Annotated in this window: 23 protein-coding genes; 12 read left to right on the forward strand and 11 right to left on the reverse strand. The window is 60.4% G+C overall.

Going from position 1 to position 25,553, the window contains the following annotated elements; genetic code table 11:
- Positions 1 to 113: 113 nt before the first annotated feature.
- From AC1DM5_RS16125 to AC1DM5_RS16150, 6 genes are all read right to left on the reverse strand, one after another.
- On the reverse strand, positions 114 to 419 hold the full coding sequence (locus AC1DM5_RS16125; RefSeq protein WP_439015962.1) for an NIPSNAP family protein: 306 nt from the start codon (positions 417 to 419) through the stop codon (positions 114 to 116).
- Positions 420 to 644: 225 nt separating this feature from the next.
- Positions 645 to 1,706: an ABC transporter ATP-binding protein gene (locus AC1DM5_RS16130; RefSeq protein ID WP_477823332.1), complete on the reverse strand. Its 1,062-nt coding sequence runs from the start codon at positions 1,704 to 1,706 to the stop codon at positions 645 to 647.
- Between the two features lie 12 nt (positions 1,707 to 1,718).
- Positions 1,719 to 2,507 (reverse strand): ABC transporter permease, encoded by a 789-nt coding sequence (locus tag AC1DM5_RS16135; RefSeq protein WP_113324551.1) that lies wholly within the window; start codon positions 2,505 to 2,507, stop codon positions 1,719 to 1,721.
- Complete coding sequence (locus tag AC1DM5_RS16140) at positions 2,504 to 3,397, reverse strand: ABC transporter permease (RefSeq protein WP_310389255.1); 894 nt, start codon at positions 3,395 to 3,397, stop codon at positions 2,504 to 2,506. Before AC1DM5_RS16140 ends, AC1DM5_RS16135 begins: the two co-directional genes overlap by 4 nt.
- A gap of 74 nt (positions 3,398 to 3,471) precedes the next feature.
- Positions 3,472 to 4,575: an ABC transporter substrate-binding protein gene (locus AC1DM5_RS16145; protein ID WP_477975255.1), complete on the reverse strand. Its 1,104-nt coding sequence runs from the start codon at positions 4,573 to 4,575 to the stop codon at positions 3,472 to 3,474.
- Positions 4,576 to 4,763: 188 nt separating this feature from the next.
- Positions 4,764 to 5,636: a MurR/RpiR family transcriptional regulator gene (locus AC1DM5_RS16150; RefSeq protein WP_113324548.1), complete on the reverse strand. Its 873-nt coding sequence runs from the start codon at positions 5,634 to 5,636 to the stop codon at positions 4,764 to 4,766.
- Between the two features lie 177 nt (positions 5,637 to 5,813).
- Here AC1DM5_RS16150 and AC1DM5_RS16155 point away from each other — a divergent pair, with 177 nt between their 5' ends.
- The 7 genes from AC1DM5_RS16155 to AC1DM5_RS16185 all read left to right on the forward strand — a co-directional run bounded on the left by AC1DM5_RS16155 (position 5,814) and on the right by AC1DM5_RS16185 (position 14,603).
- Complete coding sequence (locus AC1DM5_RS16155; protein ID WP_477824119.1) at positions 5,814 to 6,584, forward strand: N-formylglutamate amidohydrolase; 771 nt, start codon at positions 5,814 to 5,816, stop codon at positions 6,582 to 6,584.
- Positions 6,585 to 6,705: 121 nt separating this feature from the next.
- A complete protein-coding gene (locus tag AC1DM5_RS16160; RefSeq protein ID WP_477824120.1) occupies positions 6,706 to 8,253 on the forward strand; it encodes an amino acid permease in 1,548 nt (515 codons plus the stop codon).
- Between the two features lie 146 nt (positions 8,254 to 8,399).
- Positions 8,400 to 9,764: a glutamine synthetase family protein gene (locus AC1DM5_RS16165; protein WP_477824121.1), complete on the forward strand. Its 1,365-nt coding sequence runs from the start codon at positions 8,400 to 8,402 to the stop codon at positions 9,762 to 9,764.
- Between the two features lie 100 nt (positions 9,765 to 9,864).
- Positions 9,865 to 11,250, forward strand: coding sequence for an aldehyde dehydrogenase family protein (locus tag AC1DM5_RS16170; RefSeq protein ID WP_477824122.1), 1,386 nt, complete (start codon positions 9,865 to 9,867; stop codon positions 11,248 to 11,250).
- Positions 11,247 to 12,401: an iron-containing alcohol dehydrogenase gene (locus AC1DM5_RS16175; RefSeq protein WP_477824123.1), complete on the forward strand. Its 1,155-nt coding sequence runs from the start codon at positions 11,247 to 11,249 to the stop codon at positions 12,399 to 12,401. Before AC1DM5_RS16170 ends, AC1DM5_RS16175 begins: the two co-directional genes overlap by 4 nt.
- A gap of 246 nt (positions 12,402 to 12,647) precedes the next feature.
- Positions 12,648 to 13,358 carry a ParA family protein gene (locus AC1DM5_RS16180; RefSeq protein WP_007824085.1) on the forward strand — a complete coding sequence of 237 codons (711 nt, stop codon included), beginning with the start codon at positions 12,648 to 12,650 and terminating at the stop codon, positions 13,356 to 13,358.
- 129 nt (positions 13,359 to 13,487) lie between these two features.
- Positions 13,488 to 14,603, forward strand: coding sequence for a helix-turn-helix transcriptional regulator (locus AC1DM5_RS16185; RefSeq protein ID WP_477975257.1), 1,116 nt, complete (start codon positions 13,488 to 13,490; stop codon positions 14,601 to 14,603).
- Positions 14,604 to 14,609: 6 nt separating this feature from the next.
- On the opposite strand, the gene AC1DM5_RS16190 is transcribed toward AC1DM5_RS16185, so the two are convergent.
- On the reverse strand, positions 14,610 to 15,995 hold the full coding sequence (locus AC1DM5_RS16190) for a L,D-transpeptidase (protein WP_477975259.1): 1,386 nt from the start codon (positions 15,993 to 15,995) through the stop codon (positions 14,610 to 14,612).
- 255 nt (positions 15,996 to 16,250) lie between these two features.
- Between AC1DM5_RS16190 and AC1DM5_RS16195 the strand changes: the two genes are divergently transcribed.
- The 3 genes from AC1DM5_RS16195 to AC1DM5_RS16205 all read left to right on the forward strand — a co-directional run bounded on the left by AC1DM5_RS16195 (position 16,251) and on the right by AC1DM5_RS16205 (position 17,931).
- Complete coding sequence (locus tag AC1DM5_RS16195; RefSeq protein WP_477975261.1) at positions 16,251 to 17,090, forward strand: DUF4432 family protein; 840 nt, start codon at positions 16,251 to 16,253, stop codon at positions 17,088 to 17,090.
- 82 nt (positions 17,091 to 17,172) lie between these two features.
- Positions 17,173 to 17,511 carry a protein tyrosine phosphatase family protein gene (locus AC1DM5_RS16200; protein WP_477824127.1) on the forward strand — a complete coding sequence of 113 codons (339 nt, stop codon included), beginning with the start codon at positions 17,173 to 17,175 and terminating at the stop codon, positions 17,509 to 17,511.
- Positions 17,512 to 17,586: 75 nt separating this feature from the next.
- Complete coding sequence (locus tag AC1DM5_RS16205; protein WP_477824128.1) at positions 17,587 to 17,931, forward strand: RidA family protein; 345 nt, start codon at positions 17,587 to 17,589, stop codon at positions 17,929 to 17,931.
- A gap of 59 nt (positions 17,932 to 17,990) precedes the next feature.
- Here the strand turns inward: AC1DM5_RS16205 and AC1DM5_RS16210 are convergent, their stop codons facing one another.
- Genes AC1DM5_RS16210 through AC1DM5_RS16225 form a run of 4 tightly spaced genes read right to left on the reverse strand, consistent with a single transcriptional unit; the run spans position 17,991 to position 22,823 of the window.
- Positions 17,991 to 19,649 carry a thiamine pyrophosphate-binding protein gene (locus tag AC1DM5_RS16210; RefSeq protein WP_477824129.1) on the reverse strand — a complete coding sequence of 553 codons (1,659 nt, stop codon included), beginning with the start codon at positions 19,647 to 19,649 and terminating at the stop codon, positions 17,991 to 17,993.
- A gap of 13 nt (positions 19,650 to 19,662) precedes the next feature.
- On the reverse strand, positions 19,663 to 20,862 hold the full coding sequence (gene caiB, locus AC1DM5_RS16215) for a succinate--glutarate CoA-transferase (RefSeq protein WP_477824130.1): 1,200 nt from the start codon (positions 20,860 to 20,862) through the stop codon (positions 19,663 to 19,665).
- Between the two features lie 58 nt (positions 20,863 to 20,920).
- Positions 20,921 to 21,877 carry a DMT family transporter gene (locus AC1DM5_RS16220; RefSeq protein WP_477824131.1) on the reverse strand — a complete coding sequence of 319 codons (957 nt, stop codon included), beginning with the start codon at positions 21,875 to 21,877 and terminating at the stop codon, positions 20,921 to 20,923.
- Position 21,878: 1 nt separating this feature from the next.
- A complete protein-coding gene (locus AC1DM5_RS16225; RefSeq protein ID WP_477824132.1) occupies positions 21,879 to 22,823 on the reverse strand; it encodes an alpha/beta fold hydrolase in 945 nt (314 codons plus the stop codon).
- A gap of 170 nt (positions 22,824 to 22,993) precedes the next feature.
- Here AC1DM5_RS16225 and AC1DM5_RS16230 point away from each other — a divergent pair, with 170 nt between their 5' ends.
- Both AC1DM5_RS16230 and ettA read left to right on the forward strand, forming a co-directional pair.
- Entirely contained in the window at positions 22,994 to 23,731 is a 738-nt protein-coding gene (locus tag AC1DM5_RS16230) for a ribonuclease T2 family protein (RefSeq protein ID WP_477824133.1), read from the forward strand.
- Between the two features lie 108 nt (positions 23,732 to 23,839).
- Positions 23,840 to 25,489 (forward strand): energy-dependent translational throttle protein EttA, encoded by a 1,650-nt coding sequence (gene ettA, locus AC1DM5_RS16235; protein ID WP_113322247.1) that lies wholly within the window; start codon positions 23,840 to 23,842, stop codon positions 25,487 to 25,489.
- Positions 25,490 to 25,553 lie beyond the last annotated feature (64 nt).

The raw sequence follows: 25,553 nt of genomic DNA on the forward strand, positions 1-25,553 counted from the left end.
GGCCGAGGCGGCCGACAGCAACGGAACAATCCGGATATCCGAATTCTATGGAATCTGGTGCTGTCTTATCCCGATCGGCCGGATTGATATGTCTGGACTGAATTCCAGGTGGATCAGCCGAGAACCGGGCGCATGAAGCTGCGCTCATAGCTGATGATGCTCCGGTTACGCTTGTCGAGCTCGAAGGCGGCCTGGCATTCCGGGTCGCTTGCCATACGGGTGCGATAGTCCTCATAGGCGGCAAGGCTTGGGAAGGAAAACAGCGCAACGGCAATGTTGTTTGCGCCCTCGGACGGCAGGAAATAGCCGTGATGGGCGCCACCCATCCTGTTGACGATGGGGATCCAGAGCCGGGCGTATTGTTCGAATTCGGCAAGCTTGTAAGGGTCGATGACGTATCGCAGATGGCAGGTAATCATTGAAAGACCCCGTTGTGGAACGACCGGGCGGATGGCCGTCCGATCTGTATTGCTTGCCCGGATTCGAGGCAAGCCGTTGGTCAGTTCCTTTACGCTGCCTTCCGTTTCGATGCTATCTCCCTGGCCTGGATATTCAGAGGGGCGGGGGCTCATGAAAATTAGGTAGCAGGCATGCAAAAGGCGCCGCGTTGGCGGCGCCTTCGTTTGATTTCAGTCCGTTTTCGATCAGTCGCGGATGACGAGCAGGTCGGCAGCCATGAAGCGGAGCGTTACGGTTTCGCCAGCGGCCGGCGGGGTGACGCCAGGGCTGTTGAACATGTCGAAGGAGATGACGTTGCCGCCAACATTCATCCGGGTGCGGATGACCGAACCCAGAAAGTGGGCGGAGACGACCTGACCGGTCAGCGCAGTGTCGCTCTGGGTGCCTTCGGCGAGCGAACCGGCTTCCGGGCGGAGCGCTAGCTGAACGGTGTCGCCGGCCTTGTAGGTCTGGACGGACTGTTTCAGCGTCACACCCTGATCGCCGATCTGGATACGATTGCTATCCGGGTCGACTACCTTGGCTTCGATGAGGTTCAGCGTGCCGACGAAGGAGGCGACGAAGCGCGTTGCCGGCGTGTTGTAGATCTCGAAGGGCGTGCCGATCTGGTCTGCCTTGCCGCCATTCATGACGACGATGCGGTCGGAGATCGAAAGCGCTTCTTCCTGGTCGTGCGTCACGAAGACCGTGGTGATGCCAAGCGACTGCTGGATCTGGCGGATTTCTTCGCGCAGCGACACGCGGATCTTGGCATCGAGAGCAGACAGCGGCTCGTCGAGCAGCAGGACCTGCGGCTTGACGGCAAGGGCGCGGGCAAGAGCAACGCGCTGCTGCTGGCCGCCGGACATCTGATAGGGGAAGCGGTCTGCCAGATGATCGAGCTTGATAAGGCCGAGCATTTCCTTGACTCGGCTGTCGATCTCCGGCTTCGGAGCACCCGCGACCTTCATGCCGAATGCGACGTTGTCATGCACCGTCATGTTCGGGAACAGGGCGTAGGCCTGGAAGACCATGCCGATGTTGCGCTGGTTGGGCTTCAGCGCGCGCTGGTCCTTGCCGTCGATCGTCAGCGTGCCGCCGGTCGGCGTTTCAAAGCCGGCGATCATGCGCAGGACGGTCGTCTTGCCACAGCCCGATGGGCCGAGGAAAGAGACGAATTCCCCTTTCTCGATGTTCATGTTGAAGTTCTTGACGACCTGCGTCTGGCCGAAGGATTTCTGAATGTTGGTCAGCGTAAGAAAAGACATGAGCCAAATACCTTATACCCTAGCCGGGCGGGCTTTGCCAAAGCGGGAAACGAGATTGAGCAGGCCCATGCTGAGCCAGGTGATCGAAAATGCGATGACGGCGAGCGCGGACGGCTCATAGGCCTGGTTGGCGCCGACACGCTGCAGGTAGGGGCCGAAAGCAGGGCGGCCGAGCAAGGCTGCCATGGTGAATTCGCCCATGACGATCGCGAGCGTAATGAAGGCACCCGAAAGCACGCCGCTCATGACGTTTGGAAAAATGCACTTGAACATGATCGTCGTCCACCTCGCGCCAAGGCTTTCGGCTGCTTCCGTTAGCGTGCGGACGTCGATGGCGCGCATGGCGGTATCGACGGCGCGGTACATGTAGGGCAGCGAGAGCGTGATGTAGGAGAACATCAGCAGGATGTTGGTGCCCGTCGTGGAGCCGGTCAGCGGCAGATACGAGGAGGACTTGTACATCTGGATATAGCCGAAGACGATGACGATCGCCGGGATGACAAGCGGCAGCAGCGTGATGAATTCGACGACCTGACGCATCTGCGGCAGGCGCAGGCGTACCCAATAGGCAGTCGGTACGACGAGCAGCATGCCGAAGACGATGGTCAGCGCGGCCATCATCATGGAGTAGCCGAACGTCTCGCGGAAACTGGCGTCTGAAAAGACAGACTGATAAGCGTCGAACGAATAGGCGTCACGACGCTTGCGCAGGGAGAATTCCAGCGTGCCGAGRAGCGGTACGATGAAATAGGTTGCACCGATGATGATGGCGATCCAGGCGCCGATACGTTGTCCCTTCATTTTTGCCACCGTTCAGCGCGCATGCGCAGCATGAGATAGAGAACATTCGAAACGCCCGTGATGACGATCATGCCGAGCGCGATCGCGTAGCCGAGATTGGCGTTATGAAGCACGTCGCCCTGGATCTGCGCGTAGAGCAGGATCGGGACGATGTTGAGCGACGAGCCGGTCAGCGCATAGGCGGTTGCAATGGCACCGAAAGCGTTCGCAAACAGAAGCAGCGTCGTGCCGAGCAGGCTCGGCCAGAGGATCGGCAGGGCAACCATGGTCCAATACTGGCGGTTGGTGGCGCCAAGGATCTGCGAAGCTTCGCGCCATTCCTTCTTCATGCCGTCGAGCGCCGGCGTCAGGATCAGCACCATCAGCGGGATCTGGAAATACATGTAGGTGATGGTGAGGCCGAAGAAGGAGAGAAGGTTGAAGCCGGTGCCGTAAAGGTTGAAGCCGAACCAGTCGCGCAGGAAGAGGGTCACAAGGCCGGTCCGGCCAAGCGTTGCCAGGAAGGCGAAGGCGAGCGGCACGCCGGCAAAGTTCGAGGCGACGCCCGAGAATGTCAGCAGCGTTGCGCGGACCCCGCTCGGCAGCCCGCCGAGCACGACGGCCCAGGCGAGAAAGAAGCCGATCAGCGCGCCACCAAGAGCGGATGCGACCGAGACGCGGATACTGATCCAGTAGGCGCTCATAATGGATGGGGTGAAAAGATCGCTGATATTTTTCAGCGTTAAATCGCCATCGGGCGTCAGAAACGCGCCCGCCACAAGATACAGAGTGGGGATGATCAGGAATAGCAGAGAAAAAATAATGAAGGGTGCAATGCCCAGCCAGTCGATCACACGGTCTTTGTTGATCAAGGGGGCAGTGCTTACCATAGGCGTTGAAACGGTGCTCATGGAAAAGCTCATCCTGGGGCGTCGGAGTGAGAAAAGCCTCCCCGCCTTTGTAGGCGGGGAGGCGAGGTCAGATATTACTGAACGTTGGCGCCGACGACGCTGTCCCACTTGGTGGTGATTGCGGTCTTGCCCTTGTCCTGCTCGTCGAGCGTCGGGAAGACGGCCTTTGCATAGCCTTCAGCCGGCGGCAGCTTGTCGAGCAGTTCCTTCGGAACCTTGCCCTTCTGAGCGAGGTCGTTGAAGCGGATCGGGTGGCAGTAGCCCTTCAGCCAAGCGAGCTGGCCTTCGTCCGAATAGAGATATTCCATCCAGAGCTTGGCAGCGTTCGGGTGCGGAGCGAAAGCGGAGATCGCCTGAACGTAGACGCCTGCGACAACGCCGGTCGAGGGAACGACGACTTCAACCGGCGGGTTGCCGGCAAGGCTGTCGCGCCATGCGAGACCGTTGTAGTCCCACGCGACGACGATCGGGGTCGAGCCCTGAGCGAGCGAAGCGGACTTGCCGATAACCGGAACGAGCGCGCCGGCCTTGTTCAGCTCTGCGAAGTAAGCGAGACCRGCTTCACCAGCCTTCGTCGCGTCCTTTGCACCGGTTGCGAGGCCGGCCGCGTAAACGGCCTGAACAGCCTGGTTCGAAGCGCGCGGATCACCGGCGAGCGAAACGGTGTTGGCATATTCCGGCTTCTTGAGGTCAGCCCAGTCCTTCGGGACGTTCTTGACGATATCGGTGTTCACGACGAAGGAGAGAACGCCGTAGTAATCGCCATACCAGTAGCCGTCGGCATCCTTGGCGCTATCCGGAATGGAAGCCCAGGTGGAAACCTTATAAGGCTGGATCAGGCCGTCCTTCTTGGCGGACGGACCGAAGGAGAGGCCGACGTCGACGACGTCAGGAGCCTGCGGGCCGGTGTTGCCCTTGTTGGCCTTGATTGCTTCGATTTCGTCGCCCGAACCTGCATCCGGGTTCAGTTCGTTGACTTCGAGGCCGTACTTGGCCTTGAAACCTGCGATGACGTCGCCGTAGCCGCACCAGTTATGCGGGAGAGCGATCGTGGTCAGCGTGCCTTCCTTCTTGGCGGCAGCGATAAGATCAGCGCTCGGCTCAGCTGCTGCGATCGCAGTCGAAGCAACGATCATCGCAGTAGAAAGCGAGAGCAGTCGAGAAATGTTAGAGATCACTGTTGTTCTCCTTCGGGTTTTCAGTGTCCGATGTGCTGTTACTGGCGTTAGATGAAGCTTGTATGACAGTTGAATGACGTTAATTTTGTCATGAATAGCAGGCGCTTGCGGCAATGTTTCATTTGCGACAAGCTGTCCTGTTTCCGCGAGATCCGTCATTGTTTTTGCCCTTTTTTTATTTGTCCCTCCTAACCGGGTTTGCGGAAAAGCCGGGTCTGTTCGAACAGGCCTTCCAGCGTTTTCATGCGCTCCTTCGTTTCGTCCCAGGTCGAGTTCTGAACCGCCTCGATGAGCGCCTCAACGATGAAGAGTGTGACGACGGAGGAATCCCAGGCCGACGGCGCCTCGATCTGCACGCGAAAGGCGTGACGGGCGAGCTTGGCGGCGGGCGAAGCCCACTGGTCGGTGAAGACGATGATTTCGGCTCCGCGCTTGCGGGCGGCGGTGGCAAGGCTCACCATCTCCTGCTCGTAGCGGCGGATATCGAAGATGATGAGCAGGTCGCCCGGATTCATATTGAGGACGTATTGCGGCCAGCTCGACGAATTGGAAGAAAGCAGCGCCGTGTTCGGGCGGATGACCTGCATATGGGTAAAGAAGTATTCGGCGAGTGCGCCGGTGATGCGTCCGCCGACGAAATAGAGCGTGCGCTTGCGGTCCGAGAGCAGGGCAGCGGCGTTGTCAAAGGTAGCCGTATCGAGATCGGAGAGCGTTTGGCGCAGATTGCCCATGATGGCGTCGGCGAAACGGTTCAATATATGGGTGCCCGGCGCGTTCTGGGCCCATCGGTCATGCTTGGCGATCGGGTTGGAGATCGTCGCCTCGACTTCCTGATGCAGGTGCTGCTGGAAATCCGGATAGCCCTTGTAGCCGAGCTTCTGGACCATGCGCACGACCGTCGGCGTGGAGACGCCGGCATTTTCGGCAATGGTGGTGATGCTGCCGAGACCGGAGACGGGGTAGTTGTCGAGCAGGCTTTCGGCCAACTGCTTTTCGGCGCGTGTGAGCACGCCGAGATGTGAATGAATGACGTCCGAAACGGTCTTAGCCGCGACACTCACGTGATTTTGCTCCCCGGGATGGTCTGATGCCACTTTCCCACTGAAAGTTAACAACGCTGTCACAATCCATGTCAACAAGTGTCATGAAAAGAAATTTTCAGAACGCGCTTGACACTGCCGTGAACCTGAAGAATTCTTTTCTTGTAAAGATTTTATTAAGCCATGGGAGAGGTGCTTTTGGTGCTGGCCCAGCCCCGAATTCTCAGCGAAGCGGACGGTGATTGCGTCGCAATCGAACGCGTCCACGGCAAGAGTCCTGTGCTCATCATCTGCGAGCACGCATCCCGCACGCTTCCTGAACATTTCGGTAATCTCGGCCTCTCCGAAGAAGCGCTTTTAAGCCACATCGCCTGGGATCCTGGTGCGCTTGCCGTTGCCCGCGGCATTTCGGCTGCTCTCGATGCGACGCTCATCTACCAGCGCTTCTCCCGGCTGATCTATGACTGCAACCGGCCGCCGAGCTCGCCAGGCGCCATGCCCGAGGTCAGCGAGATCTACACGATCCCCGGTAACAAGGATTTGACCGGGGAAGAGCGCCTTGCGCGCACCGAAGCGCTTTACCAGCCGTTCCACGATGCCGTTCGGGCGCTGATCCGTGACCGCCAAGCGAGGGGGCAGGATAGCGTCATCGTGACGATCCACAGCTTCACACCGGTCTATAATGGCAAACAACGCGCCGTCGAGCTCGGCATCCTCCATGATGAGGACAGCCGTCTTGCCGACCGCGTGCTGGAGTTTGCGGCCGAGGCGCCGCTTTACCGCACCGAACGCAACGAGCCCTACGGGCCGGAGGACGGCGTGACGCACACGCTGATCCTGCACGGCATTTCCAACGGGCTTCGCAATGTCATGATTGAGGTCCGAAACGACCTCATCGCAGATGATACCGGCCAAGGGGTCGTGGCCGACTATCTCGCAAGGCTCATCCAGGAAAGTCTGGACGCCTGAATAAAACATAAGACCCCGGGGAGCAGTTTAACTGCGAACAGCCCGCAAGGCGAAAAGCCACGGGCACTATTGGCACTGGATCGGCCGCAATTCCGCGGGCGATTGTCAACAGGGGGAAGTCATGTCGGACTATACCGAAAGTGATAAAAAGCAGGATGTGCATATCCTGCATTCCATGGGCTATGCCCAGGAACTCGAACGGCGGATGAGCTCGTTTTCGAACTTCGCCGTTTCCTTCTCGATCATCTGCATCCTCTCCGGCGGTATCAACTCGCTGGCGCAGGCAACCTCGGGTGCGGGCGGTGCCGCCATCGGTATCGGCTGGCCGCTCGGTTGCTTCGTTTCGCTCGTCTTCGCCGTCGCCATGGCGCAGATCAGCTCCGCTTACCCGACCGCGGGCGGCCTTTATCACTGGGGCTCGATCCTCGGTAACCGTTTCACCGGCTGGCTGACCGCCTGGTTCAACCTGCTCGGCCTCGTCACCGTTCTCGGCGCCATCAACGTCGGCACCTATTACTTCTTCATGGGCTCCTTCGGCTCGAGCTATTTCGGCCTGACGGACACCACGCTGGTGCGCATCGTCTTCCTGGTGATCATCACCGGCGCGCAGGCGCTCGTGAACCACATGGGCATTGGGCTCACCGCAAAGCTCACGGACTTCTCGGGTTACCTGATCTTTGCGACCGCGATCGCGCTCGCTGCCGTGTGCCTGCTTGCCGCACCGTCTTATGAGTTCGGCCGGCTCTTCACCTTTGCCAACTATTCCGGCGAAGTCGGCGGCAACGTATGGCCCACGACATCGGGCGCCTGGGTGTTCCTGCTCGGCCTTCTGCTGCCGATCTACACCATCACCGGCTATGACGCTTCGGCGCATACTTCGGAAGAAACCGTCAAGGCGGCGCATTCCGTTCCGCGCGGCATGGTCGCGTCGGTCCTGTGGTCGGCACTTTTCGGCTACATCATGCTGTGCGCCTTCGTGCTCATGCTGCCGAACATGGATGATGCGGCAAAGCAGGGCTGGAACGTGTTCTTCTGGGCGATGGACAGCCAGGTGAACCCGATCGTCAAGGATATCCTGTACCTCGCGATCCTCGTCAGCCAGTGGCTGTGCGGCCTTGCGACCGTGACCTCGGTCTCGCGCATGATCTTCGCCTTCTCGCGTGACGGCGGCCTGCCGGCGTCCAAGGCGCTGTCGAAGGTCAGCCCGAACTACCGCACGCCGGTTGCCGCGATCTGGACGGGCTCGATCCTCTCGGTGCTCTTCGTCTGGGGCTCGTCGCTCGTTTCGATCGGGGATACGCCGGTTTACACGATCGTCGTATCGTGCACGGTCATCTTCCTGTTCTTCTCCTTCGCGATCCCGATTGCGCTCGGCCTCTTTGCCTGGGGCACCTCGAAGTGGGACAAGATGGGCCCGTGGAACCTCGGCGAGGGCATGTTCAAGCTCTTCGCGGTTCTCTCGATCCTCGCGATGATCCTGATCTTCGTTCTCGGCATTCAGCCCCCGAACAGGCCGGCGCTCTACGTGACGGTAGGGTTCCTGGTGCTGACGGGCATCGTCTGGTTCGGCTTCGAAAGCCGCCGTTTCAAGGGTCCGCCGATCGGCGACGAAGTGGCACGGCGCCAGGCCGAAATCGCAGCGGCCGAAAAGGCTGTCGGCGAAAGCTAAGAACTGAGGCTTCCCTCTCACATGGCGGGGCCGCATCACGCGGCCCCATCACGGTTCAACGAAAAGGCATCGGGCGGGTTGATCCCGGCGGTCGCATGCCGTTTCGTTGTCCCGATTTCCCGGTTTCAATTTCAGGCGGATGAATCATGAGCAGCTATACTCTCGACGATCTCAGACAGGACGTTGCCGACGGGCGCATCGATACGGTGCTGGCCTGCCAGGTGGATATGCAGGGGCGCCTGATGGGCAAGCGTTTCCAGGCGGAGTTTTTCCTCGAAAGCGCCTGGAAGGAAACGCATAGCTGCAACTATCTGCAGGCGACCGACATGGAGATGGAGACCGTCTCCGGCTACAAGGCGACGAGTTGGGAAAAGGGCTACGGCGACTATACGATGAAGCCGGACCTTTCGACGCTGCGCGTCATTCCCTGGCTCGAAGGCACCGCGCTCGTTCTCTGCGACGTGCTGGACCATCATACGCATGAGGAAGTGGCCCATTCCCCGCGTGCGATCCTGAAGAAGCAGGTGAAGCGCCTGGAGGACATGGGCATGAAGGCCTACATGGCCTCCGAACTCGAATTCTTCCTGTTCGACCAGAGCTATGAGGCGGCACAGGCTTCCGGATACCGCAATCTGAAGCTCGCCAGCGCCTATAATGAAGACTACCACATCTTCCAGACGACCAAGGAAGAAGAGGTGATGCGGGCGATCCGCAAGGGCCTGCAGGGTGCGGGCATCCCGGTCGAAAATTCCAAGGGCGAGGCTTCCGCCGGCCAGGAAGAAATCAATGTGCGTTATGCCGATGCGCTCACCATGGCCGACCGGCATGCGATCATCAAGAACGGCTGCAAGGAGATCGCCTGGTCGAAGGGCAAGGCGATCACCTTCCTTGCCAAGTGGCACTACAATGCCGCCGGCAGTTCCTCGCATATCCATCAGTCGCTCTGGAGTCTCGAAGAAAAGCCGCTGTTCTTCGACCATGCCGGCCATCACGGCATGACACCGCTGATGCAGAACTATATTGCCGGCCTGCTCAGCCACGCGAGCGAAATCACCTATTTCCTGGCGCCTTACATCAATTCCTACAAGCGCTTCATGGCCGGCACCTTCGCGCCGACCAAGGCGGTCTGGAGCAAGGACAACCGCACGGCGGGCTACCGCCTCTGCGGGGAGGAGACCAAGGCGATCCGTATCGAATGCCGCGTCGGCGGCTCTGACCTTAATCCCTATCTCGCCTTCGCGGCCCTGCTTGCCGCCGGCATAGACGGCATCGAAAAGAAGCTGGAACTGGAAGCGCCCTATGTAGGGGACGCCTATTTCGGCAAGGATATCCGCGAGATCCCGCGCACGCTGCGGGCGGCGACCAAGGCGATGACGGAATCGGAGATGCTGCGCACAGCCTTCGGCGACGATGTCATCGATCACTATACCCGCGCTGCCGAATGGGAGCAGGAAGAATACGACCGCCGCATCACGGATTGGGAAGTGGCGCGCGGCTTCGAGAGAGCTTAAGAACATATCCGAAGCGGAAGGCCGCCCGACTGGATTCTCCCTGCGGAGGATAAGTCGCGGCGCCTCTCCCTGCGGCTCAGAAGAAAACAGGATTTAGATCATGACAATGATCCAATGCATTTCGCCGATTGACGGCTCTGTTTACGCGGAGCGTCCGGCGCTTTCGCTTGAAGCGGCAAAGGAAGCCGTGGCGCGTGCGCGCAAGGCGCAGAAGGCCTGGGCCAAGCGCCCGCTCGAAGAGCGAGTCCAGCTGGTGCTGAAGGGCGTTGCCCGTCTCAACGAGATGTCCGATGTCGTCGTGCCTGAGCTCGCCTGGCAGATGGGCCGGCCGATCAAGTATGGCGGCGAATATCGCGGCTTCAACGAGCGCTCCAACTATGTCGCCTCGATCGCGGCGGATGCGCTTGCGCCGCTCGTCGTCGAGGAGAGCGACAAGTTCGAGCGCCGCATCGAGCGCGAAGCGCATGGCGTCGTCTTCGTCGTCGCCCCCTGGAACTATCCCTATATGACGGCGATCAACACGATCGCTCCGGCGCTGATGGCGGGCAACACCGTCGTGCTCAAGCACGCCTCGCAGACGCTGCTCGTCGGTGAGCGCCTGGTGCAGGCCTTCGTCGAGGCCGGCGTTCCCGAGGATGTGTTCCAGAACGTCTTCCTCGATCATGAGACAACCTCGGCCTTGATTGCTGCCGGCAGCTTTAATTTCGTCAATTTCACCGGCTCTGTCGAAGGCGGCCGCTCGATGGAGCGCGCTGCTGCCGGCACCTTTACCGGTCTCGGTCTCGAGCTCGGCGGCAAGGATCCGGGTTATGTGATGGAGGATGCTGACCTCGAGGCCGCCGTCGATACGCTGATGGATGGCGCGACCTACAATTCCGGCCAGTGCTGCTGCGGTATCGAGCGCATTTATGTGCATGAATCGCTTTACGACGCCTTCGTCGAGAAGTCGGTTGCCTGGGTTTCGAACTACAAGCTCGGCAATCCGCTCGATCCGGAGACCTCGCTCGGTCCGATGGCGCACAAGCGCTTTGCCAAGGTGGTGCGCGAACAGATCGCCGATGCAGTTTCCAAGGGCGCCAAGGCGTTGGTCGATCCGAAGCTTTTCCCGGCCGATGATGGCGGCGCCTATCTCGCACCGCAGATCCTCGTCAATGTCGATCATTCCATGGCCTTCATGCGCGAAGAAACCTTCGGCCCGGCCGTCGGCATCATGAAGGTGAAGAATGACGACGAGGCCCTGGCGCTGATGAATGACAGCCAGTACGGGCTGACGGCTTCGCTCTGGACCAAGGATGCGGAGCGGGCAGGGCGCCTTGGCCGCGAAATCGAAACCGGCACCGTCTTCATGAACCGTGCCGATTATCTCGATCCGGCTCTGTGCTGGACCGGCGTCAAGGAAACCGGCCGCGGCGGCTCGCTGTCGATCATCGGCTTCCACAATCTGACGCGCCCGAAATCTTACCATCTCAAGAAGGTTACAGCATGAGCAGCGCCAACATCACCGCAAACTGGAGCTATCCGACAGCCGTCAAGCTCGGCCGCGGCCGCATCAAGGAACTGGCCGACGCCTGCAAGAGCCTCGGCATGAAGAAGCCGCTGCTCGTCACTGACCGGGGCCTCGCCTCGATGGCGATCACCAAGAACGCGCTCGACATTCTCGAAGATGCCGGCCTCAGCCGGGCGATCTTCGCCGATGTCGATCCGAACCCGAACGAGAAGAACCTCGAAGCCGGCATCAAGGCTTTCCGCGACGGCGGCCATGACGGCGTCGTCGCCTTTGGTGGCGGCTCCGGTCTTGATCTCGGTAAGTGCGTGGCCTTCATGGTTGGCCAGACGCGCCCCGTTTGGGATTTCGAGGATATCGGGGACTGGTGGACACGCGCCAGCGTCGAGGGCATCGCGCCGATCGTTGCCGTCCCGACGACGGCCGGCACCGGCTCGGAAGTCGGCCGCGCCAGCGTTATCACCAATTCCGTGACGCATGTGAAGAAGATCATCTTCCATCCGAAGTTCCTACCGGGTGTCGTCATCGCCGATCCGGAACTGACGGTCGGCATGCCGAAGATCATCACGGCCGGCACTGGCATGGATGCCTTCGCCCATTGCCTGGAGGCCTATTCCTCGCCCTTCTACCATCCGATGTCGGCCGGCATCGCGCTGGAGGGCATGCGGCTCGTCAAGGAATTCCTGCCGCGCGCCTATAAGGAAGGCACGGATCTGGAAGCCCGCGCCAACATGATGTCGGCAGCCGCCATGGGCGCAGTCGCCTTCCAGAAGGGTCTCGGCGCCATCCATGCGCTCTCGCATCCGATTGGCGCCGTCTACAACACTCATCACGGCATGACCAATGCCGTCGTCATGCCGGCTGCCCTGCGCTTCAACCGCTCGGCCATCGAAGAGAAGATCGTGCGTGCCGCTGCCTATCTCGGCATCGCCGGCGGTTTCGACGGTTTCTATGATTACGTGCTGAAGCTGCGTTCCGAACTCAACGTCCCTGACAATCTGACGGCGATGGGAATCACTCCTGATCGGATCGACGAACTGGCGGCGATGGCGATCGAAGACCCGAGCGCCGGCGGTAATCCGGTTGCATTGACGCTTGAAAATACCAAGACACTGTTTGCGGATTGCTTCTGATCAGATAAAGGCGGACCTCTAAACTGGCCCGGAAAGCCTTGGCTTTCCGGGCTTTTTTCTTGCTTTACGCGCTTTAGGGCATCCTCATTTTTGAGGATGTGAGAAATGCGGACCGCAATTTCGGCGGGTCCGTTTACAGTTTGTTAACCACGATTGGCAAGGATGGGTTAACCGCACGATGCTCCGACAGTGCGATTAACAACGAGCGATGCCGGCTCGCGCCATTTCCCTTCGAGGACTAAGAATATGCCAGTCATCACATTCGCAAATACCAAGGGCGGCGCCGGCAAGACCACAGCCGTATTGCTGCTTGCCACCGAGCTCGCCCGTCAGGGCTACCGCGTCACCATCCTCGATGCCGATCCGCAGCACTGGATTTCGCGCTGGCACGAAATCTCCGGCCATGTGGCAAACATCAGCGTCATCGATTTCGTAACGACGGCTTCGCTGCCGCAGCACATCAGCGAGAACAAGCAGAATACTGATTACTTCATCATCGACCTGCCGGGCGCGCGCAATCCGCTGCTGGCAACGGCCGTCGGTCTCTCCGACCACGTGCTGATCCCGATCCAGGGCTGCGCGATGGATGCCCGCGGCGGCGCTCAGGTTCTCGAGCTCCTGCAGTATCTGGAGGAGAAGGCAGGCATCAAGATCGGCCATTCGGTCGTGCTGACACGCGTCAACTCCATGGTCACCACCCGCGCGCTGCAGCTCGTCAAGGCGCTGCTGAACGAGCGCCACGTGCCGGTTCTCGATACGGCGATCATCGAGCGCTCGGCCTTCCGCGACATCTTCGATTGCGGCGGCACGCTGCATACGATGGATCCGATGCGCGTCAGCAACCTCGACAAAGCACGTGAAAACGCCCTCTGTTTCGCAGAAGAGATCATTCGCAAGGTGCCGGGCCGCCTGCCGGTTGCCATTCGCCTGGCAAATGCCATGGGCCGTGCTGCCTGATCAGACTACCGGGGGGTAGGGAAATTGATGCCTCGGCTTCGGCCGGGGCATTTTCCATTTGAAATTACATTTGCTCACTGGTGTAATGGTTGTCAGGTTGTAAAAATCCCTTCACGCGCGAAGCAACGCATGAGCATTACCCGGCAAGTCGACGACAAGCTCATCGATTCCATCTACGGAATTGTTTTTGGCGAAGCGCGATGGGATACGTTTCTGACGGAGTTGAACGGGCTGTTGCCGGGGGCGGGAACCAGCCTTTTCTATCACGACGCCGCGTGGGCGGAAGGTTCGTCGCAATTCCACATCAACATGGATCAGTCGTGGATCGACACCTACACGCGCTATTACTGCCGGCTGAACCCGTGGATATCCGGTCTGGACAGGACACCCACCGGGCAGGGGGCAATCGGCGAGGATTTCATATCCTATGCGGAGCTTTCCAAGACCGAGTTCTTTAATGACTTCTGGCATCGGCATGAAGGTCATGGCGCCGTCGGCATGGCGATCCTGCGGGAGGGCAGCCGGTCGTTCAATCTTTCGATCACCACGACCCGCTGGACCGATCCGAATGAGAGCCGGGCCTGCGCTGCGCTTTTGACAAGGATCGGGCCGCATCTGAGACGGGCCTTCATCGCGGTCGAATCCGGCGGCCGGCAAAAGAGCGATTCAGAGATCAACGGGCGACTGTTCGATGCCATTGGSGTCGGTGTGCTCCTCCTGAATTCAGAGCGRCGACTGGTGTCCACYTCTGGCTTSGGAGAGGCGGTGCTCGAACAGGGAACAGGTGTCTGGCTTTCACCGCTCGGAACGCTGCATCTTGCCGACAAGGATGCCGATGACTGCCTCACACTGATGCTGCGGCATGGAGAGGAGGCGGAGCGTCAGCAGACGGTTCTGACCGAAGGCCGGAAGATCACCTTGCTCAAGCTTGAAAAGAGCCACCAGCCACGCTTCTTCGAAAGGCCTGTTGTCGCCATCCTGATCGAGCCGAAACAAAGGCCCGCGGGGCTGAGTGATGAGAAACTGCGCAACGATTTCGGTCTCACGCAGGCTGAAATCAGGGTCGTGAGGGCGCTGGTTTCTGGAGGCTCGGTTGCGGGCCTGGCTGCCGAAACCAGCCGTTCACGAGAGACGATCCGCTCGCAGGTACGGTCCGTCTACATGAAGACAGGTGCCAGGAAGCAGGTGGAGCTCTTGCGTCTCATCCAGTTCGGCGAGCGCCCGGCGGAGACACCGGGCGAATAGCCTTCCTCAATCGACGAATTCGACCGTCACGCCAGGCTTGACCATCTTTGCAAGCTCCGTCGCATCCCAGTTCGTCAGGCGAATACAGCCGTGGCTCTGGGTGCGGCCGATCCTGGAAGGGTCGGGCGTGCCGTGAATGCCATAGGTGGGCTTGGAAAGCGCCATCCAGACCGTACCAACCGGGCCGTTCGGGCCTGGCGGGATGTCGAGGATCTTGTCGTTGGCGCCTTGCTGGAAGTTGACCTTCGGATTGTAGGTGTAGCCCGGATTGAAGGCGACGCGCTCAACGGTGACGATGCCCGACGGCGAGGGCGTGTCGGTCGAGCCGATCGAGGCGGGGTAGGCAGCAACGAGATTGCCGGCATCGTCATAGGCGAAGACCTGCTTGCGGCCTTTGTCGGCGAGGATCTTCGCGACTGCGCCCTTCTTGTTCTCGCCGGGATTGACGACCTTGATGACGGTGCCGGGAATCGTGAAATCCGCGCCGGGGTTCATTTCCTTCAGGAAGTTCTCGTCCATGTGGAAGCGTTCGGCGAGCGCTTCGGTCACGGATGTGTAGGCGAGGGACGGCAGGAGCGCCTTCTGCGAATAATCTTCTGGGATCTGCGCGACATAGGGGCCGGCCGCATCCGCATCCGTGATCGTGTAGTTGACGACCGGCAGGCCGCCATTCATGCGCAGTTCTTCGAGGATCGCATCCGTATTGTTTGGATCGAGCTTGGTGCCGGTCATCTGTTCATAGGCGTAGATCGCCTTGGTGACATTGGAGCCCATGTGGCCGTCGATGACACCAGGCGAAACGCCGGAGCGATCCAGAAAGACCTGAAGGGCCACGATCTCGGGCTTCGACTTGTCCTTGAGCGTGATCACAGGTTCCTGCGGCACCTGGCGCGGCTCGTCGGCCGGCGGAATCTGTTGATCGGGCTCGACTGCTGCATAGTCGTCCTGACCCTGCTGATCGCCGGGATAGGGCTGATCCTCGAGTGGCCGGCGCTCTATGGCTGCATCTTGCGGAATGGAACCGGTTACCGGGCCGCGCTCGGAATAGCGCGTGTCGCCGTGGCGGTTATCGTCAGGATAATAGGGATCGTTATTGTAGGCGTCGTTATAGACTTCGCGATTTGTGCGCGGCGAATAATAGCCGCGGGCGCGCATCTCGGTGGCGATGATGTTGCCGTAGCGGTCGACCAATACGCGATTGCCGCTGTAGTCACGGGCATAGACGAAGCCGCGGCCGGGCGGGACGTAGTCGAGAATTTCACCGCCTGGCGTCACCAGCACGATATCGCTCCGGTTTCGGCCATATTGCTGGGCATCGGCCTGTGGCGCGACGGCAGCGAGCGCCAACAGCATGGCCGAAAAAGAAAAGGCCGATTTCATAAAGCGATTCACGTCTCACACCTCGATCAGTGGCTCGGCAGACACACACCTGCGAATTTTGACGCTAGTGTGGAATTTCTTAAGCCGTGCTGAACAAAACATAAAAACAACGGTGTTTTGCGTTTACTCATAAACGCTTGCGCGAAGATGACGTTCCTGTGAAGTCGCCGGTTGCGGTGCTCCCTGGCCATTTCATCGGTCCCGATTGACGAGGGTGATTGCACGACCTAACGCTACCGCAACCAAGATTCCCCGGGAGGACAGCCGATGATCGAATTTGCCGCCGCAAGCGGGCCGCGCCTGATGCTGGACGAAACATCGGTGCTGGATATCGCCGGCTGCATTATCGAGGGTGTGGATATCGCGCCCAAGCGGGCCATTCCTGACGATGGCGACCCGCGAATCGATCACTCGCTGGAAGGCTTCCTCTTCACCTGCGGTCCTGATCATATCCGCCACCGGCAGCCCATTCCCGGCACTGATGGCAAGATCTATCCGCTGCACGGCTCTGCCTCCGGCCATCAGGCCAAGGTGCTGTGGACGAGGTTCGAAAACGGCAATGCCGAATGCCGCGCCGATATCGACATCACTACGGTCGAGGGCTTGCCGCAGCGCATCGAGCGGCTGTGGCGGATCGACGGGGCGACGGGCGAGGTCTCGCTCGAAGATCGCGTCGTCAATACGAGCAGCGAGACGGTGCCGACTTTCCTGATGTACCATATGAACACCGGCGGCAAATGGCTCGACGCGGCGACACGGCTCGAAGGCCGGATGCTTGATGGAGGTGGCTTTCCCTGGACCTTCGGCGAGGAGCCGGGCAGCATTTTATGCGTCGAGTCTCTGGCCACTGAAGACGGTTTCGCCGAAGTCCGGCTCGGGCCGATTGCTGCGATCGGCGGCAAGACGCTGAGGGTGCGGTTCCGGGCCGATACGCTGCCGCATTTGCAGATCTGGCGGAGCCAGAAAGCGCCGGCGCATATTATCGGTATCGAACCGGTGTCGCACCGCTGGGTGCCGCGCCACGAGTTGGAGGCGGCAGGTGAGTTCAACTGGCTGAAGCCGGGTGAAAGCCGCAGCTACGGCCTGCGTTTCGCTTTCGTCGAATGAAGGGCGTTCGGCGAAGACGTGTTGACGCCTACGGGAGTGCGTCGTAGACCTTCAGCCCACCATTTTCGAGGAGATTGAGACGATGGATATCCGCCAGATCGACGATGAATACTCCGTTTCCGGCCAGATCACGGTTGACGAACTCGACCAGATCAAGGCGCTCGGCTTCAAATCCATCGTCTGCCATCGTCCGGATGGCGAAAGCCCGGACCAGACGCCTTTTGCCGTCATCGAAGCCCGTGCCAAGGAGCTTGGCCTTGCGATCACCCATGTGCCGGTCGGCCCGATGGGCGTGACCGAGGAAGCTGTGCAGGGCATGGTCGACGCACTCGACGAATTCGAGCGCCCGATGCTCGGTTACTGCCGCTCCGGCGCACGCTCGACGGCGATCTATCAGAAGACGCACCACATCCGCGCTTAGTCTTCAGTTTGGAAGGCTGAATATTCCGATGCCGCCTGAAGGCGGCGTCTTTCATTTGATGAACAGGAGAACACGATGAGCATCAAGCGTATCGACATCGGCGCCCGCATGAGCGGTGCCGTCATCCACGGCAACACCGTCTATCTCGCAGGCCAGGTCGGCGAAGGCGAAAGCGTTGCCGATCAGTGCAAGTCTGCGCTCGGCGAAGTCGACCGCCTGCTTGCCGCTGCCGGCAGCAACAAGTCGAAGATCCTGCAGACGATCATCTACCTTTCCGACATCGCCTATTTCGCCGAGATGAACGCTGTCTGGGAAGGCTGGATCGATCCGGCAAACCCGCCGGCCCGCGCCACCAGCGAAGCCAAGCTCGCTGCGCCGAAGTACAAGGTCGAATTCATCGTCACGGCCGCTCTCGACTAAGAGCGTCCTTCCGCGACCAATCAAAGCCGGTGAGATGTGAACTAGATTAGTTCACGGACTCACCGGTTTTTTGTTTGGGCGATTTCCGAGAGAGTGCGCGTCGGCGTGATCGCCTCGGGATCGAGTTTTACTTCGATGATCGCCGGCTTGCCGCTGTCGCGTGCCCGCTCGAAAGCCGGGGCGAAATCCTCGGTCTTTTCCACCGTCTCGCCGTGGCCGCCATAGGCGCGGGCGAGCGCTGCAAAATCCGGATTGGTGAGGTCTGTGGCGCTGATGCGACCAGGATATTCGCGCTCCTGATGCATGCGGATCGTGCCGTAGATGCCGTTATTGACGACGACAGCGATGATCGGCAGGCCGTAGCGTACGGCGGTCGCAAATTCCTGTCCGTGCATCAGGAAACAGCCATCGCCGGCAAAGCAGATGACTTGCCTGTCGGGAAAGAGCCGTTTGGCGGCAACGGCGGCCGGCAGGCCATAACCCATGGAGCCTGAGGTTGGCGCCGCCTGCGTGTTGAAGCGGCGAAAGCGGTGGAAGCGATGCACCCAGGTGGCATAGTTGCCGGCGCCATTGGTGAAGATCGTATCCGGCTTCGTATTGGCCTCCAGCCACTCCATGATCGGCCCCATATGGACGGCGCCCGGACCTGTTACCGGCGGCTTCGACCAGGAAAGATAGGCCTGATGCATGCGCTCGGTGCGTTCGCCCCAGCGAGGCTCGGCGGGTGCTTCGAGATCGGCAAGTGCTTCGACGAAATCGATGGGGCTGGCGCAGATGGCAAGGTCAGGGCGGTAGACGCGGCCAAGCTCCGACGAGTCCGGATAGATGTGAACGAGCGACTGGGCCGGGTAGGGGATATCGATCAGCGTATAGCCCGAGGAGGGCATCTCCGACATGCGGCTGCCGAGCAGGATGAGCAGGTCGCTCTCCTTGATCTCCTTCGCCAAGGTCGGATTGATGCCGATGCCGACATCGCCGGCATAGGAAGGATGCAGGTGATCGAACAGCATCTGCCGACGGAAGGAACAGCCGACCGGCAGGCTGAAACGCTCCGCGAAGGTCTGGAAATCGGCGACGGCATCGGCATCCCAGCGGGTGCCGCCGAGGATGACCGTCGGCCGCTCGGCCTTCAGGAGGCGCAGGTAGAGATCATCGATCTGGCTGCGGCCGGGATGGGCCTCGACGCGCGTATGGCGCTTGGCGCGGGGCGCTTCCACCTCGTCGCGCAGCATATCTTCGGGCAGCGTCAGCACGACGGGACCTGGGCGGCCGGATGTGGCGATCGCAAAGGCGCGGGTGACGAATTCCGGAATGCGGGCGGCATCATCGATCTCGCCGACCCATTTGGCAAATTCGGTGAAGGCGCGGCGGAACTCGACCTCCTGGAAGGCTTCGCGTTCACGCGCTTCCCGCTGCACCTGGCCGATGAAGAGGATCATCGGGATCGAATCCTGCCTTGCGATATGCAGGCCGGCCGAAGCATTGGTGGCGCCGGGACCACGGGTGACCATGCAGATGCCGGGTTCGCCGGTCAGCCGGCCCCAACAATCGGCCATCATCGCCGCGCCGCCTTCCTGGCGGCAGACGATGACGTCGATATCGCTGTCGTGCAGGGCGTCGAGTACGGCAAGGAAGCTTTCTCCCGGCACGCAGGAGAGGCGCTTGACGCCATTTGCCTTCAGCGCTTCGACGATCAGTTGTCCGCCTGTCCTCTTCATGGCCCCATCCTTCTCACGGCGACGTCTTCCTCTCCCATTCCTGAAGTTCGGCCAGAACTTCGTCATTGTGCTCGCCAAGGCGTGGGCTCGGCCGCTCGTAACGCAGCGGCGTTTCAGACAGCACGACAGGCGTACGTACACCAGGGATCATGGTGCCTACGGCATCCGGCAGGTCGATGCGCAGGCCTCGTGCGACAATCTGCGGATCGGCAAACATTTCCTCGATCGTGTTGATGGCGCCGACCGGCACGGCATTGTCCTCGCAGGCCTTCAGCAGATCGGCCTTCTGCCATTTCAGCGTTTCGGTGGAAACCATCCGGCGCACGGCATCCCTGTTGGCGACGCGGGCCTTGTTCGTCGCGAAGTTCTCATCCTCGCCGATAACGAGGCCGAGGATCGTGCAGAGACGGCGGAACTGGCCGTCATTGCCGATGGCAAGGATCAGATAACCGTCGGCCGTCGGCACGACCTCATAGGGCGAGATATTCGGATGGGCATTGCCGAGGCGCACCGGAGCGCGGCCGGAGACCAGATAGTTCATGTTCTGGTTGGCGAGCACGGCCGATTGCACATCGAGCAGGGCCATATCGATCAGCTGGCCTTCGTCCGTCTTCAGTGCATGGATGAGGGCCGCTTCGATCGCCGAGACGGCGTAGATGCCGGTGAAGATATCGGCGATTGCGACGCCTGCCTTCATCGGCTGTCCCTCGGGTTCGCCTGTTATCGACATGAAGCCGGACATGCCCTGGACGATGTAGTCATAGCCGGCGAGACTGGCGTAGGGGCCGGTCTGGCCGAAACCGGTGATGGAGCAATAGACGAGGCGCGGATTGATCGCCTTCAGGCTCTCATAATCGAGACCGTATTTGACGAGGCCGCCAAGCTTGAAATTCTCGATCAGCACATCGGCGGTGGCGACGAGACGACGCACCAGCGACTGGCCCTCCTCGCTTTTGAGGTCAGCGGTAATCGAGCGCTTACCGCGATTGGTGGAATGATAATAGGCGGCCGAGAGGTTTTCTCCATCGGCGCCTTCGACGAAGGGTGGCCCCCATTGCCGCGTGTCGTCGCCGCCATCAGGGTTTTCCACCTTGATGACATCGGCGCCGAGATCGGCCAGCATCTGCCCTGCCCAGGGGCCGGCCAGCACGCGCGCAAGTTCGATCACCCTGATGCCTGCAAGCGGCGGCTTCTTCTTCGCGTTTTCCGTCATGTTCCTCCCGAGTTTCTCCCAAGTCCTCCCAAATTCCTCCGACGGGGTGCGGCGGATTTCAGGGCGCCCGCGTTGCCTCAGATGTATCGGATACGGGTTTGGAAGCAAAGCGCTGCTCGCGCCAGATGATGTAGAGGCCCGACGCGATGACGATGAGGATGCCGAGCCATTTCAGCGCGTCCGGGAAATCGGCGAAGACCAGCCAGGCAAAGACCGTGGCCGAGACGATTTCCAGATATTGCAGCGGCGCAAGCGTTGAGGCCGGGGCGGCGCGATAGGCGTAAGCCGCGAGAATACCCGTTATCGCTGCGGCAATGCCCGTACCCAGCAAGTAGCCGAAGGCGGGAAGATCGGGCATGGTCGTGTCGAAGATGTCGGAGCCGCTGCCATAACCGAAGAACAGGATGACGGTGCAGAAGAAGATGCCCCAGAGGCCGGTCTGGAACTGCATGGCCCAGGGATCTTCCCGGTGTGACAGCACGCGTGTCATCAGCGCGAAGACGGCGATGCAGAAGGCGCTGACGACGGGCAGCAGGGCGATATAGCCCACCTGCTCGAAGCTCGGCTGGATGATCAGCATGGCGCCCAGGAAACCGACGGCGCAGGCGCTGTAGCGGCGCCAGCCGATGGTTTCCTTCAGGAAGATGCTGCCGAGGATCGTCAGGATGATCGGCTCGACGAAGAAGATGGCGATGGCATCGGCAACCGCCATGACCTTCAGCGTTGTGACGAAGCAGATCATCGAGATCGTGACCATCGCGCCGCGAATGGCATGATACCAGCTCTGCTTCAGCGAAAACTGGATCTTGGCACCGCGCAGGAAGATGAAAGGCAGCATGGTGAGCGCCTGGATGACGAAGCGGAAGCCGGCCACCTCTGTGGAGGAGATCGTTGTCGTCGCCAGCTTCGAGAAGATGTCGATCAGCGGCGAAATCAGCACGGAGAGCAGCATGAAAAGCAAGCCGAACGTCACCTCGGATGAGGCGGGATGGCGGGTGGAACTCAGGCTCGTCATCTCAGGTCCTTTCGCTCGGGACCGTGCGGATCGCCTCGTCGCACCAACCGGCGAAATCCGCAATTGCCGTTTCCGCGCCGATCTCGTTCAGCGTTTCATGCCGCATGTCCTGATATATCTCGGTGCTGATACGGGAGAAGCCTCGGCTTTTCAAACGCTTTGACAACCAGAGCACGGCTTTTCCATTGCTGGTTGCCGGGTCCTTGCCGCCGCCGACCAGATGGATCGGCATGTTCTTCGGCAGGCTCTCGAGCCGCTCCTTCTCGATGCCGCGGAAGGTGAGGGCGAAGACATCGAGCCAGAGCGAGGCCGAAGCATCGAAGCCGCAAAGCGGATCGGCAATATAGGCGTCGACTTCGGCCGGATCGCGCGACAGCCAGTCGAATTCCGTGCGGTGATCGGGAATGGATTTGCCCCAGGCGGAAAATGTCAGCCTCGGCAGCATGTCACTCGGCACATCGGAGCCTTTCAGCATGCGTTCGGCAAGGAGGATCGCCTGTGCAACGCGGCCGGAAAGACCGACGGCGAAATTCGAATTCCAGACGGCAAGAGCTGCGAAACGGCCGGGGAGATCAGCGGCGGCATTCAGCGCGATCAGGCCGCCCATGGAGTGACCGAGCAGAATGACGGGCAGGCCTGGGTGACGGCCCGTGGCAAAGGTGTGCATGGCGGCGAGATCGCTGATGACACTCTCAACACCGTTGCGTCTCGCAAAGCGACCGAGCGGCGCATCATCGGCCGTTGTCTCGCCGTGGCCGCGATGGTCATGCGCATAGACATGGTAGCCTCTTGCCGCCATGGGCTCGGCAAAGCGGCGGTAACGGCGGGAATGTTCGGCAAGACCGTGTGAAATCATCAGGATGGCGCGCGCTTGCCCCACGGCGGGCTGGTGATGATAGGCAAGCGAAGCCGCGGCGTTTCGAAGCCGCAATGTCTCGGAAAACATGCATTCCTCCCACGCCCAAAAGACCAGATATCAAGGCAAATGCAATATTGCGGTTTCGCTCATACATAAGAAAAGCATGCTTGCCCCTGCGATTCAGGGTTGCGCAAACTTCGGCTTCATGCTTGTTTGTTCCTGTATTGTTCTTTGTCGGAGCTATTTCGGGGCTAATAATGGGCAAGTTTCTACTCTCGGTTTCCATCCTGTTCCTTTCGCTGTCGTCAGTCGGTTCCGTATCCGCACAGGAAAGCGGGCGCACACGGTTCATCCTTGCGGCAAGCTGGCAGCCGGCATTCTGCCAGACCAACCAGAAGAAGGCCGAATGCGCCAGCCAGAGCGGCGACCGCTATGACGCCACCAACTTTTCTCTCCATGGTCTGTGGCCGATGCGGAAGGACTATTGCGACGTATCCGCCGATCAGAAAGCCGCCGACAAGGACGGCCAGTGGACGAGCCTGCCGGCGGTGAATCTCTCAGCCGAGACGAAGAGCGCGCTCGACAAGGCGATGCCCGGCACGCAATCGGCGCTTGAGCGGCATGAATGGATCAAGCACGGCACCTGCACGAAAATGAGTGCCGACGATTATTTCGCCACCGCCATTCATCTGATGGGCGATCTCAATGCTTCGGCCGTGCGCGATCTCTTTGCCGCCAATGTCGGCAAGACGCTGAAGGCCGATGCGATCAAGGCGGCCTTCGACAAGAGCTTCGGCGCAGGCGCCAGCGACCGCGTGAAGATGAGCTGCCGGCGCGTCGGCAATAAGCGGGTGATCAGCGAGTTGACGATCGGGCTTTCGCAGGATGCCGTTTCGGCTCAAGCGAAGGAGAAGGGCCTCGGTGGCCTCATCCAGAGGGCAGGGCAGACTTCCTTCGGCTGTGACGAAGGCATTGTGGATGCTGCTGGCTTCTGACGGAAACATGCCGAAATCCTGACGAAACAGGGTTTCGGCGTTGCCCGCGGGCGTGGTTTCGCCTACATAGCGGCCACGATTTCAAGTTTCCGCCCGGAGCATCCCAGCATGGCACGCCAGTTCATCTATCACATGTCCGGCCTCAATAAGGCCTATGGCAACAAGAAGATCCTCGAGAATATCCACCTTTCCTTCTATCCCGATGCCAAGATCGGTATCCTGGGTCCGAACGGCGCCGGTAAGTCCACCGTGCTGCGCATCATCGCCGGCCAGGACAAGGAATATACCGGCGAAGCCTGGCTCGCCGAAGGTGCGACTGTCGGCTACCTGGAGCAGGAGCCGAAACTCGATCCCAACAAGACGGTGTTCGAGAACGTCATGGAAGGCGTTGCCTCCAAGACGGCTGTGCTCGAGCGCTACAACGAATTGATGATGAATTATTCCGACGAGACGGCGGACGAGGGCGCGAAACTTCAGGACATCATCGACAGCCAGAACCTCTGGGATCTGGAAAGTCAGGTCGAGATGGCAATGGAAGCCCTGCGCTGCCCGCCGCGCGACGCCGAAGTCACCAGCCTTTCGGGTGGTGAACGCCGCCGTATCGCACTTTGCCGCCTGCTGCTGTCGCAGCCGGATCTGCTTCTGCTCGACGAACCGACCAACCATCTGGACGCCGAAACCATCGCCTGGCTCGAAAAGCATCTGCGCGACTATCCGGGCGCCGTGATGATGATCACCCACGATCGCTACTTCCTGGACAACGTCACCGGCTGGATCCTGGAACTCGATCGCGGCCGTGGCATCCCCTACGAAGGCAACTACTCGGCTTACCTGCTCGCCAAGGCCAAGCGCATGCTGCAGGAAAACCGCGAAGAGGCAGGCCGCCAGAAGGCGATCAGCCGCGAACAGGAATGGATTGCTTCCAGCCCGAAGGCCCGCCAGGCCAAGTCCAAGGCGCGTATCAAGTCCTACGAGCAACTGGTGGAGGCTGCCGAGAAGCAGCGTCCCGGCGACGCGCAGATCATCATCCCGGTCAGCGAACGTCTCGGCCAGGTGGTCATCGAAATGGAAGGCATCACCAAGGGCTTTGAAGGCCGCACACTGATCAACGACCTGTCGATCAAGCTGCCGCCGGGCGGCATCGTCGGCATTATCGGCCCGAACGGCGCCGGCAAGACGACGCTGTTCAAGATGATCACCGGCCAGGAAAAGCCGGATGCCGGATCGGTGCGCATCGGCGAAACCGTGCATCTCGGTTATGTCGACCAGAGCCGTGATGCTCTCGACGGCAACAAGACCGTCTGGGAGGAAATCTCCGGCGGCGCGGAAATCATCAAGCTCGGCAAGTTCGACATGAACTCGCGCGCCTATTGCGGCGCCTTCAACTTCAAGGGCGGCGACCAGCAGCAGAAGGTCGGCAATCTCTCAGGTGGTCAGCGCAACCGCGTTCACCTTGCTAAGATGCTGAAGGCCGGCGGCAATGTTCTGCTGCTCGACGAACCGACCAACGACCTCGATACGGAAACGCTGGGCGCCTTGGAAAGCGCCCTGGAAGCATTTGCCGGCTGCGCCATCATCATCAGCCACGATCGCATGTTCCTCGACCGTCTGGCCACGCACATCCTCGCTTTCGAAGGCGAGGGCCATGTCGAATGGTTCGAAGGCAACTTCGAGGACTATGAGCAGGACAAGGTTCGCCGTCTTGGCCCTGACGCCCTGAACCCGGGCAGCCAGGCCCACAAGCGCCTGACGCGCTGATCGGCTCTTTGCGCTTTTCGAAAGCCCCGGCTGGTCCGGGGCTTTTTTGATGTCTGCTGTCGTT

It is taken from the genome of Rhizobium sp. 01T437 (assembly GCF_056398505.1).